Origin of the sequence: Bacillus salitolerans (assembly GCF_042680805.1) — a bacterium.
Classification (GTDB): Bacteria; Bacillota; Bacilli; order Bacillales; family SA4; genus Bacillus_CJ; species Bacillus_CJ salitolerans.
This window is the reverse complement of sequence record NZ_JBHUEM010000014.1, coordinates 80,765-96,767: the sequence shown is the minus strand read 5'-3', so window position 1 is coordinate 96,767 and position 16,003 is coordinate 80,765. Positions and strand designations below refer to the sequence as shown.

Here is a 16,003-nt window from a genome sequence, read left to right as displayed (position 1 = left end):
GTAAGTGTGCCCTATTCATAAAAAAGACAGATGTCAAACTTATGATGACCTCTGTCTTTTTTAATAAAATGATTTATATTGAACCAATACTTTTTAAAATAACTTTGGCATCTTTATTAAGAAGAGTCCATATTCCTTTTTTCATTAGTAATTGTTCTTTATTTTTTATTGTATTTCTAATGGACTTCACATCAAATTTACTAGCAAAGCTATTAATGGCACTAATAGTTACCATTTCTGTTCTTGTTATCGTATCTGAGTTAGTACCCCTCTGATTATTGATAAAATCAAGTAACTCTCTTGCATCTTGAGATAGAAACCTCTTATTCGCATTAACTATATTAATATTTAATTCTATATTCTGCCTTGCCTTAACTAAATCCACTCTTTCTACTAATTGATTAATAGTTGTAATTACTTCTTTGAAGTTCATTCTCGATCTTTCCTCTCCCTAATAATCTGTTAAAATACGTACTAAAGGGAGTGGATTGCAACTGGCTGGCATTCCCCGCAGGATTAGCCCCTTTAGTTTTGCGTCCTACTTTTTCAAGTAGTTTGCCAATGGATATGTCTTATTACATTATACAAGGATAATTCGGTATAGAACTGAGGCAATAGTTTTGTTTTAAACGATGAAATAGAGCATGAAAAATAGGCGAAATGTTGGACAGTTTGAAGTTTTATGTAGTTTTATGTACCTACTAGAGACATCATACTATTGACAGAAATCATGTAATTTTCAAAAAGAATTCGTATGAAAACAGGAATCCTCTATCATATGACTAAATATAAATAGTGTAATCAAAATTGTTGAAAGGAGTGATTCCATGAACACAACAGAAACGAATAAAGATTTTAAGAAAGAGGTAGTAGAGGAATTAGCAGAGCGTTTACAAAGTGATTATATATTTCCGGATAAAGCAAAGGAAACGGCTGAGTTAATCCTAGGTAAGCTTTCAAATGGAGAGTATGAGGGGGTAGAAGATCCGTTTGTTTTTTCAAACGTATTAACGGAGGATTTACAGAAAATCACGAGAGATCGCCACTTAAAAGTCATGTATTCTACTGAATCTAAATCAATAGAAAAAGAAAAAATTGAAGAGGAGATGCTAGAAGAATATCGTAGAAAGACAAAGTCTATCAATTATGGTTTTTACAAGGTGGAAAGACTAAACGGAAATATCGGCTATATTGATTTACGGAATTTTGTTGATACACAGTTAGGCGGAGAAACTGCAGTTCATGCTATGAATTTTATCGCCAATACAGATGCACTTATTTTTGATTTGCGTAAAAATGGTGGAGGTAGTCCAGCCATGATTGCGCTGATTACGAGCTACCTATTTGAAGAGGTTACTCACTTGAATAATTTTTATTATCGTCCAGAAGGACAAACAAGACAATCTTGGACACTCCCATACACCCCTGGCCAACGTTATCTAAATAAGCCAGTTTATATCTTAACGAGTCATTATACCTTTTCAGCAGCTGAAGAATTCACCTATAATCTTAAAAACTTAAATAGGGCAACCGTCATAGGTGAAGTAACCGGTGGTGGGGCACATCCAGGTAGAGTTCAACAGATTACAGAACACTTTAGGGTCTTTATTCCTACTGGAAGAGCGGTGAATCCCATTACAAACACAAATTGGGAAGGTACGGGAGTGGAGCCTGATATTAAGGTGAGTAAGGAACTAGCATTTGATCGTGCTTATAATGAGGCATTAAAGTATGTGAAAGAAAAATACAAAGACAAGCAAGAGTATCAGTTTTTAATGGAAGAAATTGAGGAAGGCTTGACGAAGTAGTCTCAAAAACTGCGCGCTACCGGTATATTTGATGGCCGAAGGATAGATTCCTCGGCCTATTTTTATTTATAAATATAGCCTATATTATGTGCTTGAATCAAGAACTGACCCTTTCTTTCATACTAAAATTTCGGTATCATAATATTTAGAGAACCGAAATAAACGATGGAATGAAAGAAGTGGCTAGCATGACAAACCAGGAAATAGCTAAAAGAAATTTATATATTATGTGGTTTGCGAATTTCTTTGTAGCTGGAAGTATGACCATGGTGTTACCTTTTTTATCTTTATACATTGAATCATTTGGAGATTTCTCTTCCTCCTATGTACAGCACTGGTCTGGATGGACATTTGGGATTACGTTTGTAACAGCGTTTCTTTTTTCACCGATTTGGGGAAGGATTGGGGATCAATACGGGCGAAAAAACATCCTTATTTTCACGTCTGCACTATTAGGGATCTCCATCTTTTTAATGGGATTTGTGAGTAATGTGGCAGAACTCTTTTTCTTACGTCTCTTTATGGGGATTTGTACGGGATTTATCTCATTGTCTCAAGCGTTCATTTCGACCCAAACCCCTAAAGAGATTGCGGGGCGTGTTATGGGAACACTACAAACAGGTAGCATTACAGGATCTTTGTTTGGACCAATCATTGGCGGTGTTTTAGCAGACTCGTTTGGTTTTGCAAACACCTTTAAATTTGTGTCCATTTTTATTTTTATTTCTGTTATTTTAGTTACCCTTACAAAGGAGTACAAAATTGGTAGTAAAAAAGAAACGAATATGCGTTATACAAGGAAGCAAGTACTATCACATATGGGGCAAAACCCCATTTTATTGACCGTGCTATTTATCTCCATCATCATTCAAGTGGCCCATTTTAGTATTCAGCCGATTTTATCGTTATATGTAAGTGAGCTGCATGGACCAGAAAACATTGCGTTCTTTTCTGGAATTGTATTCTCAGTAGCAGGACTTGGTAATTTAATGATGGCTAGAAGATGGGGGAAACTTGGGGATAACATCGGCTATATAAAGGTGTTAATCATTCTTCTCATCATGGCAGGAATTGTCTATTTACCAGGGGCATTTGTCACAAATATATGGCAGCTAGCGGTGATTAGGTTTGTATTAGGAATGGCAATTGGTGGAATTATTCCTGTTCGAATTGCCTATATTCGCCAGGAGGCACCCATATCGATGCAAGGTGAGGTTCTTGGATATAACACGAGCCTTCGCTTTCTAGGAAACATTGTAGGTCCATTTATGGGAGGAATGATTGCTGCATACTCTGGCTTCTCAGCCGTATTCTTTATAACAAGTACCCTCCTAATCATAAGCGGAATAGTATTGTTTATTGCCATGAAACGCTATCAAGAAGATCACCATAAAGCCGTTGAACAGGTGGAATAAGGTGACAGTCACCACCCGAATTTTCTTGTTTCACAGGAATGTTCCACACAGTACCAGGTACTACCGGTAGTTCTTGTTTCATAGGCATGTTCCACACAGTATCAGGAACCGACCGGTAGTTCTTGTTTCACACTGTACCACCTACCGCCCGTTTTCTCTTGTTTAACAGAACTATAAAAAACCGATGTTTGCTAATAGGAAAACATCGGTTTTTCATACTTTTATTATTCCACATATGGGTCAGCGATGGCTGGGATATATATAGCCTGGCCCTCTTTATTTTTGAAAACATAGTAGGGCTGTAGGACTTGTCGTGGTTCAGTTGGTTGTTGCTCGTGATATGCTACTTCCACTTCAGTGATCGTAAACCGGTCGTTATTATTATTCCATTCGGGTGCAAAGTTGTTAATATAAGGGTGTATTCCTTTTCCGTCTCTCAGATTTTTCCATGCTTCCTCTGGTGAACGTGTTGGATAGAGGCTTTCTTCTATAATAGGTCTTCTTCTTCCGGCAAGCCCTAGTGCACTGCCTTCTTTGTCAAACCAGACTATAAGTGGTTTATCAACATATACTTTATACCCATTAATGGAACGATAAAAAATAGTAGTCCACCCTCCATTCGCAGATTGAATAATAGATGAAGTATTCGTGTCAGGCATGCGTAACTCTCCAAGAATTTCTTTTGCCCTCTGTAAAATCTTTTGTTCGGTTGGTTTTTCCATTGGGCCTGTTAGTGGATTAAGCCCGGCAAAGTATATGCCTGAATAGGATGGATGGTACTCTAGTACATCTGCATAGGGAGTAAATGTTTTCAATAGTTCTTTATGATGGGCTGGATAGCTTCCTTGAATATAGACCGGAAGTTCTTGAGGAATAGTGGGAAGTGTTGTATCTAATTCGTAATTGGTAATTGTCATGTTAGTATTGAGCAAAATGTTGTGTCCCAATATCCCATAAGCAATTTTCTCTTTTTTTACAGGTCGATCCGTTGCCCAAAACTGACCGTCTTCTGGAAAGGCTTGATCACTTTTTCCTCCCCACTCTTCAGGGGAATCCAAACATGGACTACACCTTAACTTCGGCGATTCTTCCTTTACCTCAGGCTCTTGTTCTTTGACAGGCTCCTTAATAATTGGCTCAATGACGTTTGTTTCACAACCAAATGTAGCAAGTAATAGAATAAGAGAATAAGTTAGCTTATTCAAAACCTCACCATCCTTCAATATTCTGGTGTTGCATTTTTAACCAGTAAACCTCCATAAAACGTTTATCAGACAGGAAGTACTCTTTGAACTCTTCTGAAGAAGGTTTCATATGTGTTATGAGGAGCTATAATATAATACTATGGCCATTGAAATTTGTAAGCAGTCTTATGCTATCATCTATGGAATAAGCTGCACTTACAATCTGTTAGCTTCACAAATACAGTTTTTGTTAGAAAGAGCTGGAATGGACAAGGGGCATGACCCCCTGACTGTTATTTAACTAATTGAATAGTCTCTATCATACTGAAAAGGTGCTCGTCATGAATTAATGTGGTTGATAGGTTTACTTGAATCTCAAATATCTCACCCATGATCGGGCCAATGATAACGATCGATTTCTCTGCAGCATTTTTTCCTTGTAGAATTACTGCATTATGGAAAAACTTATTGTTGCGCTTTGATAAATCTTCTTCTACAAATCCGTATTTGCTGAGTAAATCTTTTTTCACCGTATCAACGATTTGCTGTTGATCCACCTTACCGAGGTTTTTAATCACAATTTTCTCTTGATCAGAATCAGAGTTCCAAATCATATCTAGCTTTTCAACTGAATCAGTATGACCACCATACCCTGGTAATAGATACATAGAAAATCTTTGGAGCTCACTTTGATAGAGAGTACCAGGCTGTGTGATTGCTTCGCCATTAACAACAAATGAAAGCTCACTTATATTCTCATTCGGTGTTTCTTGAAGGTTAGATGGGGGAGAAGGAACCTCTGGTGTTTCTGCTAGTTCACTACCTGTGCTACACCCAGAAATCGTGAAAATACCCAGTAAGAATGCAATTACTGCTCTTTTCATTTTACCTATACCTCCTTAAGTCTTTGATCAGATAGAAAAACCTCTCTTACTTCCTTCCAATGATGGACTCTAGTGAAGCTAGTTTCATGTATGTTATGAGGTGCTGAAAATAATATGCCTTGACCCCTAAAATTCGTAAGCTGCCTTATACTATCGTCAATAAGATAGTCGGCATTTACAATACTCTTATCTCCACAAAAAACAAAGTTTTTGTCAGAAAGAAATGGAAAATGCTCTTTAAGCCATTCATATTTTGCCAAAAAAGAGTTGGGATGTTCCATGGCTGCTGATGCAATAAATATTTCATAGTGCTTGCTAAGTTCAAGTATCACTTCTTGACTATCTTCCATTACCCCTAAATCTCGAAAGAATGATGGTTCATTGACTAGATCGATAATTTCATTATATTTTTCGGAACGCAAATGCCAAAGTCTAACCCCATTTAAATCTTGGACAGTTAGATTATCGTTAAAGCTTTGATTGTATAAGTCTAAATGCTTTGTAAGGAAGTCTGCCATGACTTCATCCATATCAATAGCAATTTTCTTCAAAAGGACTCTCCTCCTCGTTTAATAGAGTAAGAACATGTTCTTTTAAGTATGTATATTGAGCACAATTCGTATCTTGAAAGGCTTCTTCCCGATTAGAGGGTATATTCAAATAAGTGATGGGACTAGTAAATTGTGATGCAGTGAAGTCAAATATCGTACCATTAATAACATTATAAAAGTGCCAGCTACCTTCTGTTTCTGTTTTGAAAATTTCTCCTAATAAAAGGTCATGAACGACTAATGCTGTTACTCCACATTGGCCTTTTGCTGGATTATCTGGGGTCCATTTTGAACTTGATTCAAGCGACCATACTTTAAATAGGATGGTTCTTAATGCCTCAATTTTCATCTCTAGCTCATTGTGCAATTCTATTACCTCCGTAAGAAAGATAGATTACAAGTTTTTGAAAAAGCTAATCCCCTTATCAATAAACCCTTGATGTAAGTAAAACTGATGAGCTACCATTCGTTCTGGACGATTGCCACTATTAAGCCCAATAGAGACAGCATTTTTACTTCTAGCGTATTTTTCAGCTTCTTCCATTAACAGTTTACCAATTCCTTTTCCCCTGCAATCACTTGCTACCACAAAGGCAATGATTCGGGCAATAATATCACTAGTTATATACGAATAGCCAATCAAGATTCCAGCCAACCCAACCACTCTATCATCATATTCAGCTACGAGTGTATGATAGGAATCATTCTCATTAATCTTTGCTATTCTAGTTGCCATTTCAGATTCCGTTGTAGGATATCCTAATTCTTCCATTAGAGAAGTTATGTCTGCAAGATCAGCCTCACATGAATTACGAATGATTAACTTCATCATCATATCCCCCTTCTAAAAAAGACTTATATAATAAGGAAAATACGGATATACCGAAAAAAGAATGATCCAATTGACTTTATTAATTCCTCTTTTTAACATAATCTCGGTCACCATTTACTTCAGTAGTTTACCATCATTTGGTATGATATGTCATAGTAGATGTTTAGAAACTAGGAGGCTGTTTGATGAACAAGCAAGCTACACCTTATCTTATGTTTGATGGTAATGCTAGAGATGCATTAGATTATTACACGGAAGTGTTTCAAGGAGAAGTGATTGAAGTACGGACTTATGGAGAGGCAAATTTTCCAACTCCACCAGAGGCTGATGACAAAATTATTCATGCCAAATTTAAAAAGGGTGAGCTTCTACTAATGCTGTCAGACTCATTTCCAGGAAGTCCTGTACATATCGGAAACAACATTGCCTTAACACTTGATTTGGAAAGTGAAGCCGAAATTCAGAATCTATATGATAGGCTGACTGAAAAAGGTACAGTGCTTATGGAATTACAAGATACATTTTGGGGTGCAAAATATGGTAAGGTGAAGGATCCTCTAGGTGTCATATGGGATCTTAACTACACGAAATCATAAGATTGGTTTAAATGATAGGAGACGATTTATATGGTGAATCTTACAAAATTAAAGATATTGAGCCCTAAAGACGTTATATTTGAAGCATTTATAGACCCTGAGAAAATGTCCAACTACTGGTTTTCATCTGGATCTGGAAGACTTAAAACTGGAGAAACGATTACATGGTTTTATAAAGAATACGAAGCGGAAGTGGTAATTCATGTGGTGGACGTTGAAGAAAGTGAGAAAATTGTTTTCAAATGGGGGCCACCAAATCTTGAGCGCACCGTTACCATTTCAATCATTGAGGTTGATCAAACGACTTCAATCGTGGAAGTAATGGAAGAAGGGTTCCATGAAACAGGTGACCAGCTTCTTCGGGAAATGGTAGATAACAAAGAGGGTTGGGTCTACATGTTAAGTTGTTTAAAGGTTTATCTAGAGCATGGTATCAATGATTTACGAGCTAATATAGTGAGGTAAGCAGATTCAAGACTCCGCAAAAATCAGGTCCGACTAACAACTATAAAGCTTGGAGTTGAAAACATAACCAACCGACTTGAAACAAATGCATCAGTTTTCATACCAATTTAGTACTTCTCCTGAAGTAATCTACGATGCTTGGATACAACCAAATATTTAGAGAAATGGATGTTTCCGAATGTGAGATGGTTCGAGTAGAGATTGAACCAAAAGTAGGAGGTACGTTCTCATTTGTCGATCTTCGGGAAGGTATTGAAATGCCCATACCGGTGAATAGCTAGATATAACTTCACCAGAAACACTCGTGTTTACATGAGATATTCCTGCAGAATTTATCTGATTTTGACAGAGTCGTAATTGAATTTAAGCCAATTAAAACAGGCTTTGAACTTTCTCTTACTAATAAACTGCATCCAGTTTGGGAACAATATGTCCCTCAAACGAAACTAGCCACGAGTACCATGTTAGAAGCAATGGATAGAATTCTAGGATAGTAGGATCTATATAAAGAGAAGTAACGATTCTAGTATTGCAGAATCGATGCTTCTTTTTTTAATTATTTTGAAAGTATAAAAGTTATCAGAAAGAGAATGGGCAAGTGACTTGGAATCCAGCTCCAGCACACAGCCATTCGAGGTCAAATAACCTTTCATGAAACATTTGCTTGTCGAACAGGGCGCTTGCGTCTTTTGTTCGTTATAAATGCAATGGACAATGCCGAAAGTCTTCAAAATCCGACCACATTTCACTTTCCACTAATGTAGAAAACCATATCCCTGCAAAAATATAGTCTTGAATGTCTACTCTCTTAATATAGTAGTAATAATCAGATGGCTTTTGCACTTATCAAACTACTTCATTCTGAAACACATAGAAAAAGGAAGCATACCGTTTCCGTTTCTTCAAGGGTGAGTCTTCGTTTTTCTAATGGAAACTAGTAAAGGAGAGGTGAAAAATGCTTCATATTGTTGCTTGTATTAAGCAGGTGCCTGATACAAAGGTCATCAAGATGAATCCTAAAACGAATACGATGGACCGATCTAGTGCTCCTGCCATCCTAAACCCCTACGATGCTCATGCAGTTGAAGAAGCAGTTCGTTTGAAAAATCGTTATGGCGGTACGGTATCGGTGTTGACGATGGGACCACCACCTGCTGTAAAAGCGATTAAAAAGTGTATTGAAATTGGTGCAGATGAGGGGTATATGATCTCGGATCGTGCTTTTGCGGGAGCAGATACACTTGCTACTAGCTATGCTCTCACAAAAGCATTAGAGAAGATTGGAAAGGACAAACCAATTGATCTTATCATCTGCGGGAAAATGACAATAGACGGTGATACGGGTCAGGTTGGTCCAGGTATAGCAAGAAGACTAGATATCCCACCACTTACCTCTGTGAAGAAAGTTGTAGAAGTGGATAAAGGTGAGGGACATATTATTGTTCACCGAAAGTTAGAAGATGGATATGAAGTCATTCAATCCTCACTGCCATGCCTACTGTCAGTTGAAAAAGAAATTAACGAAGTTCCATATTCATCGTTTCCCAATATGCTAAAAGCGGCAAGATACGAACCTCAAATTTGGGCAGTAGCAGATTTAGAGGATATTGATCGAAAACAGCTAGGACTAAAGGGTTCACCAACAATTGTTGCGAAGGTGTGGGGTCCTCCAAAGCCAGAAGGTGGCGTTCTGTTCGAAGGGAATTCTGTAGAACAAGTAAATCAATTGCTTTCTGTTGTGTTAGAAAAGAAAGAACTTTTTCAGGGGTAAGGGGTGAGATAAGTGAATTTTGAGGATTACAGAGGTGTTTGGGTATTTATTGAAGTGAAAGAAGGTTCTATTGTACCGGTTTCACTAGAACTACTAGGCGCTGGTCGAAAGCTTGCAGATAAACGCGGGACAGAGCTTGCTGGAGTTGTAATCGGTTCCAATGTGAAACACATTTCAAAAACCGTATTTGAGTATGGGGCTGATACTGTATATGTATATGATGATTCTGTTTTTAAGAACTATCGTACAGAATCATTTATGAAGGCTCTTCTTGACTGCTGTGAGAAGTATAAGCCAGAAATCATCTTATACGGTGCAACATCAACAGGTAAAGATCTTGCGAGTGCAGTAGCAACCGATCTTCCAACTGGGTTAACAGCGGATACAACTGAATTGGACGTGGAAGAAGATACGGGGTTGCTTTTGGCAAGCCGTCCTGCATTTGGCGGCAACATCATGGCAACCATTCTTTGTAGAAAGTATCGTCCGCAAATGGCAACCGTAAGACCTAAGGTCATGAAAGCCCTTCAGCCAGATTCTAGTCGTACTGGAAAAGTGGTGGAGGAATCGATAGATCTAAAAGAAGAGGATGTACGTACGAAGGTTTTGGAAATTGTTAAGGAAACATCAAGGAAAGCACGAATAGACGAAGCTGATATTGTGGTTGCCGGTGGAAAGGGATTAGGCAACAAAGAGGGATTTCAGCTCGTACACCAGCTTGCAGATGTATTAGGTGCAGCGGTTGGAGCGAGCCGTGATGTCGTAGAAGCGGGCTGGATTGAGCATCATCACCAGGTAGGTCAAACAGGTGTTACCGTTACACCAAAGCTTTATTTTGCAATTGGCATATCTGGTGCAATACAGCATTTAGTTGGTATGAAAAATTCGGACGTTATTATTGCAATCAATAAGGATCCTAATGCAGCGATTTTTCAATCCTGTCATTACGGAATTGTAGGGGACGCATTTGAGATTGTTCCGTTATTAATTGAAGGGTTTAAAAAATCTTTAGCAGGATTGGAGGCTAATCATGTCGGAGAAGTTTGATGCAATTGTTGTTGGAGCAGGACCTGCAGGAATATCTTGTGCCTATGAATTAGCAAAAGGTGGAGCAAATGTCCTTCTGTTAGAAAGAGGGGAGTATCCGGGTTCTAAAAACGTAATGGGCGGTGTTTTATATAGAAAAATGATGGAGGATATTATCCCAGAATTTTACAAGGAGGCACCATTAGAACGTCCGATTGTTGAGCAACGCTTTATGATGCTAGACAAACAATCTGCCATTACGTTCGGGTATAAGGGGTTAGAATGGGCTGAAGCACCATACAATAACTTTACCGTGTTACGAGCAAAATTTGATCAGTGGTTTGCCGGAAAAGCAGTGGAACAAGGTGCTTTGTTAGTAAATGAGACGGTTGTTTTAGAATGTATTGTAGAGAATGGACGAGTTGTTGGGGTACGAACTGACAGGCCGGGTGGTGATGTTTATGCGGATGTGGTTGTACTAGCTGACGGTGTAAACTCACTACTAGCTAAATCACTTGGATTCCACAAGGAATATAAACCAAATGAAGTGGCGTTGGCGACCATGGAGATTTTGAAGCTAGATAAAAAGGTGATTGAGGACCGTTTTAATCTAGAAAAGGACCAGGGCTGTACAATTGAACTGTTAGGAGATGCAACAAAAGGAATTTTAGGAACAGGATTTCTATATACAAATAAGGATACGTTAAGCATTGGGGTAGGTACTTTATTGTCAGGACTCATCGAACATAAAATTAAACCTTATGACCTACTTGAATATGTGAAAAATCATCCAATGGTTCGGCCATATATTGAGGGAAGTGAACCACAGGAATACCTTGCACACCTTATCCCAGAAGGTGGATATAAATCAATGGGGAAGGTTGTTGGTGACGGGGTGATTGTGGTCGGAGATGCAGCACAGCTTGTTAATGCGATACACAGAGAAGGATCGAACTTAGCAATGACATCAGGTAGGATCGCCGCAGAGACCATTCTTCTAGCAAAAGAAGCGAATGATTTCTCAGAATCGATGCTCGACCGTTACAGAGTGCAGCTTATGAAGAGCTTTGTCGGACAGGACATGAAAAAATACAAAGATTCAACCCATCACTTTGAAAAATTCCCTCAGTATTTCGATCAGTACATTCCGATGATGAACCGTGCTGCAAGTCAGATGTTTACCGTTGATGGAACCTCTAAATGGGATAAACAAAAGAAAATATGGAAGGATCTTGGTACACCAAAGGAAAAAATAAAACTAGCTCGTGATGCAATCCGAGCATGGAAGGTGATGAAATAGTGAGCGAACAAAAGAAATGCCAAACGATCGAAGAAAAACAATACCTTGTTCGTTTTAATGCCGATACGAAATCACATCTTCATGTCATGGACAATGACGTTTGTTTAACGAAATGCCCAGACAAACTTTGCACCATCTTCTGCCCTGCAGAAATTTACAAATGGGAAGACATCCGCATGCATGTCGGCTACGAAGGCTGTCACGAGTGCGGAAGCTGCCGAATTGGCTGCCCTCACGAAAACATCAAATGGGAATACCCAAAAGGTGGCCACGGCATCATATTCAGACTCGGTTAGTACCAGGAACCACCCAGTTTTTGTCGACAAGTGACAGTCACTACCCGAGATATGTAGAAATTTGTCAATTGAATAATGTTATGGGTTTATCTTCGGAGGGAGGTAGACCTTTTTTGTACTGTCGACAAGTGACAGTCACTACCCGAGATTTGTAGGAAATTGTCGATTGAGTTGGAGAGACAAAGTGGGTATGTATATGTTCATTTCTTCACATAGTAGGTTAAAAAGAAAGGAAAGCAAAAGTGGGGTTTTTTGTTTTCTCTATTAGTTGGCGAGTTTATAAAACTCATCTTCCTTTGCCATTTTTTCTAGCTGTTTCGCGTAGGCAACAGCTTCATTAAATGGGAAGAAGGATGAAACATAAAGAGGGACTGAAAAATCAAAGCTGCCATTACAATCACTAGGGAATACGACAACCTTCCAATGAAAGGAGGCTGAGTTTTTGTTTGTTTCACTACCTTCAATTGCAATGAGCCAGTGGGTATGGATTTCCTTACCACTTTTGAGTACGGTTACACGATCTTGCTCCCCAATAGGAATGAGAGGTCGTTGGTAAAAATCGCCGAAATGTAATGCACACATTAGCATCGCTCCTTTTTAAGATTTATTTATCAAACAAGAAATATAGCTGGGTTTAGGTTGTATATAGGGTTTATTATTATCATATGCAATGATTGTAGAAAATTTTATATTTTCAGAAAAATAAATAAAAAAATACTACATAAACCAGATTGCTTCTTTCAAAAAAAAAGAAGTGACCCCATCGCTGTTTGATAGGCTCACTTCAATACTACTCTAACTTATCGAAAAACATAGCGTTATTCCTGGTTCAACAAGACGATCAAGAACGCTTTTAGATAATGTAAATCCGTATAGTAAAAATTCCATAAATCTCTAATTGAGTTAAATAGGATTTCACTTTCAATGTTTGTATTATAGTATTTGGATGAAAAGAATAAAAAATAAAAGAGATAGCAGAGGCTATCTCTATGGTTTCTAGTTTGTAAAGCAATGATATTACCCGATAGGTACACCAGGATCTGATACGGAACTCTCTTCTTCTTTCACCGATTTGCCAATAGGTACACCAGGATCAGCTGCAAAAGCTGTTAATGTACCACTACCAAGGACAAAAAACAAAACTACTAGACTTAGGAAAAACTTCTTCATTATTCATTCCTCCAATATCATATTTTTGATGCCCTCATTTATAAGCTTCTCTATATACTAGAATATACCAAATCGAGAATTTTTACAAAGAATTTATCACCATTTGATTCAAATTCTTTTCTAGCTTTGATAAAGTGGTCTTTATTATTTGTTGCGAGTCCGTAATAGTACCATTGAAAAGGGGTAAAGAAGCCTTGCTGCTGACGCAATTGATCAAGGATAGAGATGGCCTGCTCCATTTCGCCCATTGCAATATAACGATGGGCTAGCTCTGCATCATCATCAGGAAGAGGTTCCAAATCTCTTTTCCAAAAGCTCCGAACAAACTGCTCTGTGTTATGTAATTCTTTTTGTTTTTGAGCTCGTCTTTCTTCAGGTAATAGTGTCGTAATACGATAGGCTTTTTGTAAGTTCTCTATACAAGTTTCATAGGATGTAAATAAGAAAGTGTGTGCTAAAACGTGATAGGAGTTGATGTATGCAATAGGATACATCTTTGCATCACCCAATTGGAGAATCATATGAATGATGTCTCGACAAGGTTCAACTTTGTTTGCAAGTAAATGACTATACGAATAGAGTTCAAGGAGCCTGAGGTGGTAAGATTGCTTAATAAACGAATCTTCGATGTAATTAATTTCGGGTAGGATAGCGTTACTCACTTTGAAGAAAGCTTCATACTCTCCAATTTGAAAGACAGACAACATGTTTAATATACACAGTAAAAGATGCATATCCTTAGAATTGGGTTCAAAGGAAATAACTTTATTCGATAGAGCGGATTTACTTAGCTCGCCGTTATTCGCCTTTACGACTAATTCATAAACTAAAGCCCAAGACCTTGCTCTATTACAAGAAGAGTTCATTTCTATTTTTATGAAATCTTTCAATAAACAAGTATTGCCTTGAACGTTTAAATACTCCATATAAAGATATCGGTTTTCTTTGAGTTCAGGCTGGGAAAAAAACACCTCGATAATTTGCTGTTTATCTGAATGCGTCAAATCGTAGAATGGCTGATTAAGGATTTCTAGTAATTTCAAAAAGCGGTCCTGCTTAGGACAGTGAAATAATTTTTCGAGGCAAGCTGCAAACATTGGGTCTGCGTGTAGTACTTTTACTTCATTAAGAAAATACTGATTCACCATAATTCCCCCATTAATATATTTAAGTAGAATCATGAATGTCTTATTAGTGTTTAAAAATATTTAGCTTTGTTTGTAAGAACCTATAGAATATATTTCCAAAACATAGTTATTCAACAAAACTTGGATAGTTCCTTCTTTTCCCCTTGTAAATATTTTCTTTGATGTTTATAAGATTTTGTTTAACTATACGGGCTACAACCCAATATTATGTAAGCATAAAAAATATCGAAGTCCTCATTGGAGAGGACTTCGATATTTTTAAAAGTTATGTATCTAGATTTACGACAATAGGGAATCTAACCTCAAAAGTAGTGCCTTCATTTAGTTTACTTTTGACAGAAATTTGCCCTCGATGATTTTCAATAATGTTATAGCTAACCATGAGTCCAAGCCCAGTTCCTTTTTCTTTTGTAGAATAAAAAGGTTGTCCTAGTTGTCCTAGCTTTTCTTCTGGAATACCGACTCCGTAATCCTTTACTAGAATAAGGGCATGTTCCTCTTCTTTTAAGAGTTTAATTTGTACATTTTGACCTTTAGAAGAAGCATCAATCGCATTTTTAATAAAGTTAAGAAATACTTGTTTGATTTGGTTAGGATCACCGTTAATGATCAAATCTTCGTATTCCGAGAAAAAGGTCACTTCAACATCATTCATGATGGATTCAGTATCTAATATTGAAACTACTTCTTTTAATAAGTGTCCAATTTCAACAGGTTTATATTGGTTAATTTGTGGCTTAGCAAGCAACAGTAATTCACTAGCGATAAGCTCAATTCGGTCTAACTCCTTTGTCATAATGTCGATATAGGAATCTTTTTGATAACCAGCTTTAATCATTTGCAAGAAACCTTTTATGGACGTAAGTGGATTACGAATCTCATGAGCAATGCCAGCTGCTAATTGTCCTGCTAGTGATAGTTTTTCAGATTGCAACATATACTTCTCGGACTCTTTCCGCTCTGTTATATCCTTAAATGTTACGATTGCCCCGGATATATTCCCATCTTCATACATCGCCTTAACGGTATATTCAACAGGGAAACGTGTGCCATTACTATTATGGAAATAACCATCGTTATTTGTTCTAGTTTTCCCATCTGTTAATGTATGAATTAATTCTGATTCTTCTCTCCGCTGTTTAATAAAGGTTTCAAACGGCGTTCTCCCAATGAGTTGATCTGCATCAACTCGTATTAGTCTACTTGATGCTGGATTTACAAAAGAGATATTCCCATCTAAATCAAGTCCAAAAACACCTTCAGTTAGTGAGCTCAGAATAAGTTCACTTTGATGATGGAGCTGTTTGAAATTAAATGTTGTTCTCTTTTCAGAATCTTCTAATTCAATTACATAGGTGAGGAAGGATGCCATCGTTTGTAGTAACTCAATTTCATCCTGTGAAAACATGTATGGCTCTGTATCAAAGCAGCATAGATTTCCGTATATTTCTCCATTTTTAAGCAGGATTGGAACACCTAGGAAGCTCTTTATATGTAATGACTTTGTTATATTCATATTACATGTATCGTGATGCTGTTCGGCATCAAGTATAAGAA

Annotated in this window: 20 protein-coding genes, 1 pseudogene and 1 riboswitch; of the genes and pseudogenes, 9 read left to right on the top strand and 12 right to left on the bottom strand. The window is 37.5% G+C overall.

Annotated features, from left to right (window positions below):
- Positions 1-73: 73 nt before the first annotated feature.
- Positions 74-433, bottom strand: coding sequence for a hypothetical protein (locus ACFSCX_RS10605; RefSeq protein ID WP_377928204.1), 360 nt, complete (start codon positions 431-433; stop codon positions 74-76).
- Positions 434-486: 53 nt separating this feature from the next.
- Positions 487-570: riboswitch (cyclic di-GMP riboswitch) on the bottom strand.
- A 257-nt stretch (positions 571-827) separates the two neighbouring features.
- Between ACFSCX_RS10605 and ACFSCX_RS10600 the strand changes: the two genes are divergently transcribed.
- Both ACFSCX_RS10600 and ACFSCX_RS10595 read left to right on the top strand, forming a co-directional pair.
- Positions 828-1,808, top strand: a complete 981-nt coding sequence (locus tag ACFSCX_RS10600; RefSeq protein ID WP_377928203.1) for a S41 family peptidase — start codon at positions 828-830, stop codon at positions 1,806-1,808.
- 188 nt (positions 1,809-1,996) lie between these two features.
- The gene (locus ACFSCX_RS10595) at positions 1,997-3,223 is read left to right on the top strand and encodes an MFS transporter (RefSeq protein WP_377928202.1); all 1,227 of its coding nucleotides are present in this window, start codon (positions 1,997-1,999) and stop codon (positions 3,221-3,223) included.
- A gap of 224 nt (positions 3,224-3,447) precedes the next feature.
- On the opposite strand, the gene ACFSCX_RS10590 is transcribed toward ACFSCX_RS10595, so the two are convergent.
- The 5 genes from ACFSCX_RS10590 to ACFSCX_RS10570 all read right to left on the bottom strand — a co-directional run bounded on the left by ACFSCX_RS10590 (position 3,448) and on the right by ACFSCX_RS10570 (position 6,671).
- Entirely contained in the window at positions 3,448-4,428 is a 981-nt protein-coding gene (locus ACFSCX_RS10590; RefSeq protein ID WP_377928201.1) for a hypothetical protein, read from the bottom strand.
- A 272-nt stretch (positions 4,429-4,700) separates the two neighbouring features.
- A complete protein-coding gene (locus ACFSCX_RS10585; RefSeq protein ID WP_377928200.1) occupies positions 4,701-5,291 on the bottom strand; it encodes a hypothetical protein in 591 nt (196 codons plus the stop codon).
- Positions 5,292-5,296: 5 nt separating this feature from the next.
- Entirely contained in the window at positions 5,297-5,842 is a 546-nt protein-coding gene (locus tag ACFSCX_RS10580) for a 5' nucleotidase, NT5C type (protein ID WP_377928199.1), read from the bottom strand.
- A complete protein-coding gene (locus ACFSCX_RS10575; protein WP_377928230.1) occupies positions 5,823-6,191 on the bottom strand; it encodes a YunG family protein in 369 nt (122 codons plus the stop codon). The genes ACFSCX_RS10580 and ACFSCX_RS10575 overlap by 20 nt, the downstream gene beginning before the upstream one ends.
- A 45-nt stretch (positions 6,192-6,236) precedes the next feature.
- Positions 6,237-6,671 (bottom strand): GNAT family N-acetyltransferase, encoded by a 435-nt coding sequence (locus ACFSCX_RS10570; protein WP_377928198.1) that lies wholly within the window; start codon positions 6,669-6,671, stop codon positions 6,237-6,239.
- A gap of 188 nt (positions 6,672-6,859) precedes the next feature.
- On the opposite strand from ACFSCX_RS10570, the gene ACFSCX_RS10565 reads away from it, so the two are divergent.
- The 3 genes from ACFSCX_RS10565 (at position 6,860) to ACFSCX_RS10555 (ending at position 8,016) form a co-directional block, all read left to right on the top strand.
- Entirely contained in the window at positions 6,860-7,270 is a 411-nt protein-coding gene (locus ACFSCX_RS10565) for a VOC family protein (RefSeq protein WP_377928196.1), read from the top strand.
- A 30-nt stretch (positions 7,271-7,300) separates the two neighbouring features.
- Positions 7,301-7,735: an SRPBCC family protein gene (locus ACFSCX_RS10560; RefSeq protein ID WP_377928195.1), complete on the top strand. Its 435-nt coding sequence runs from the start codon at positions 7,301-7,303 to the stop codon at positions 7,733-7,735.
- Positions 7,736-7,869: 134 nt separating this feature from the next.
- Positions 7,870-8,016: a hypothetical protein gene (locus tag ACFSCX_RS10555; RefSeq protein WP_377928194.1), complete on the top strand. Its 147-nt coding sequence runs from the start codon at positions 7,870-7,872 to the stop codon at positions 8,014-8,016.
- A gap of 415 nt (positions 8,017-8,431) precedes the next feature.
- On the opposite strand, the gene ACFSCX_RS10550 is transcribed toward ACFSCX_RS10555, so the two are convergent.
- Positions 8,432-8,578 carry a hypothetical protein gene (locus ACFSCX_RS10550; protein ID WP_377928193.1) on the bottom strand — a complete coding sequence of 49 codons (147 nt, stop codon included), beginning with the start codon at positions 8,576-8,578 and terminating at the stop codon, positions 8,432-8,434.
- Positions 8,579-8,690: 112 nt separating this feature from the next.
- Between ACFSCX_RS10550 and ACFSCX_RS10545 the strand changes: the two genes are divergently transcribed.
- Genes ACFSCX_RS10545 through ACFSCX_RS10530 form a run of 4 tightly spaced genes read left to right on the top strand, consistent with a single transcriptional unit; the run spans position 8,691 to position 12,128 of the window.
- Positions 8,691-9,506 (top strand): electron transfer flavoprotein subunit beta/FixA family protein, encoded by an 816-nt coding sequence (locus ACFSCX_RS10545; protein WP_377928192.1) that lies wholly within the window; start codon positions 8,691-8,693, stop codon positions 9,504-9,506.
- Positions 9,507-9,518: 12 nt separating this feature from the next.
- Positions 9,519-10,553 (top strand): electron transfer flavoprotein subunit alpha/FixB family protein, encoded by a 1,035-nt coding sequence (locus tag ACFSCX_RS10540; RefSeq protein ID WP_377928191.1) that lies wholly within the window; start codon positions 9,519-9,521, stop codon positions 10,551-10,553.
- Positions 10,537-11,832 (top strand): FAD-dependent oxidoreductase, encoded by a 1,296-nt coding sequence (locus tag ACFSCX_RS10535; protein ID WP_377928190.1) that lies wholly within the window; start codon positions 10,537-10,539, stop codon positions 11,830-11,832. Before ACFSCX_RS10540 ends, ACFSCX_RS10535 begins: the two co-directional genes overlap by 17 nt.
- The gene (locus ACFSCX_RS10530) at positions 11,814-12,128 is read left to right on the top strand and encodes a ferredoxin family protein (protein ID WP_377928189.1); all 315 of its coding nucleotides are present in this window, start codon (positions 11,814-11,816) and stop codon (positions 12,126-12,128) included. The genes ACFSCX_RS10535 and ACFSCX_RS10530 overlap by 19 nt, the downstream gene beginning before the upstream one ends.
- Before the next feature lie 264 nt (positions 12,129-12,392).
- Here the strand turns inward: ACFSCX_RS10530 and ACFSCX_RS10525 are convergent, their stop codons facing one another.
- From ACFSCX_RS10525 to ACFSCX_RS10505, 5 genes and pseudogenes are all read right to left on the bottom strand, one after another.
- Positions 12,393-12,710, bottom strand: a complete 318-nt coding sequence (locus tag ACFSCX_RS10525; protein WP_377928188.1) for a hypothetical protein — start codon at positions 12,708-12,710, stop codon at positions 12,393-12,395.
- 435 nt (positions 12,711-13,145) lie between these two features.
- Positions 13,146-13,298, bottom strand: coding sequence for a hypothetical protein (locus ACFSCX_RS10520; RefSeq protein ID WP_377928186.1), 153 nt, complete (start codon positions 13,296-13,298; stop codon positions 13,146-13,148).
- A 50-nt stretch (positions 13,299-13,348) separates the two neighbouring features.
- Positions 13,349-14,443, bottom strand: coding sequence for an AimR family lysis-lysogeny pheromone receptor (locus ACFSCX_RS10515; protein ID WP_377928185.1), 1,095 nt, complete (start codon positions 14,441-14,443; stop codon positions 13,349-13,351).
- Between the two features lie 268 nt (positions 14,444-14,711).
- Positions 14,712-15,818 (bottom strand): ATP-binding protein, encoded by a 1,107-nt coding sequence (locus ACFSCX_RS10510; RefSeq protein ID WP_377928228.1) that lies wholly within the window; start codon positions 15,816-15,818, stop codon positions 14,712-14,714.
- Positions 15,804-16,001 (bottom strand): annotated as a pseudogene (locus tag ACFSCX_RS10505) (GAF domain-containing protein); the annotation flags it as partial. The pseudogene ACFSCX_RS10505 and the gene ACFSCX_RS10510, both read right to left, overlap by 15 nt.
- Between the last annotated feature and the right edge of the window lie 2 nt (positions 16,002-16,003).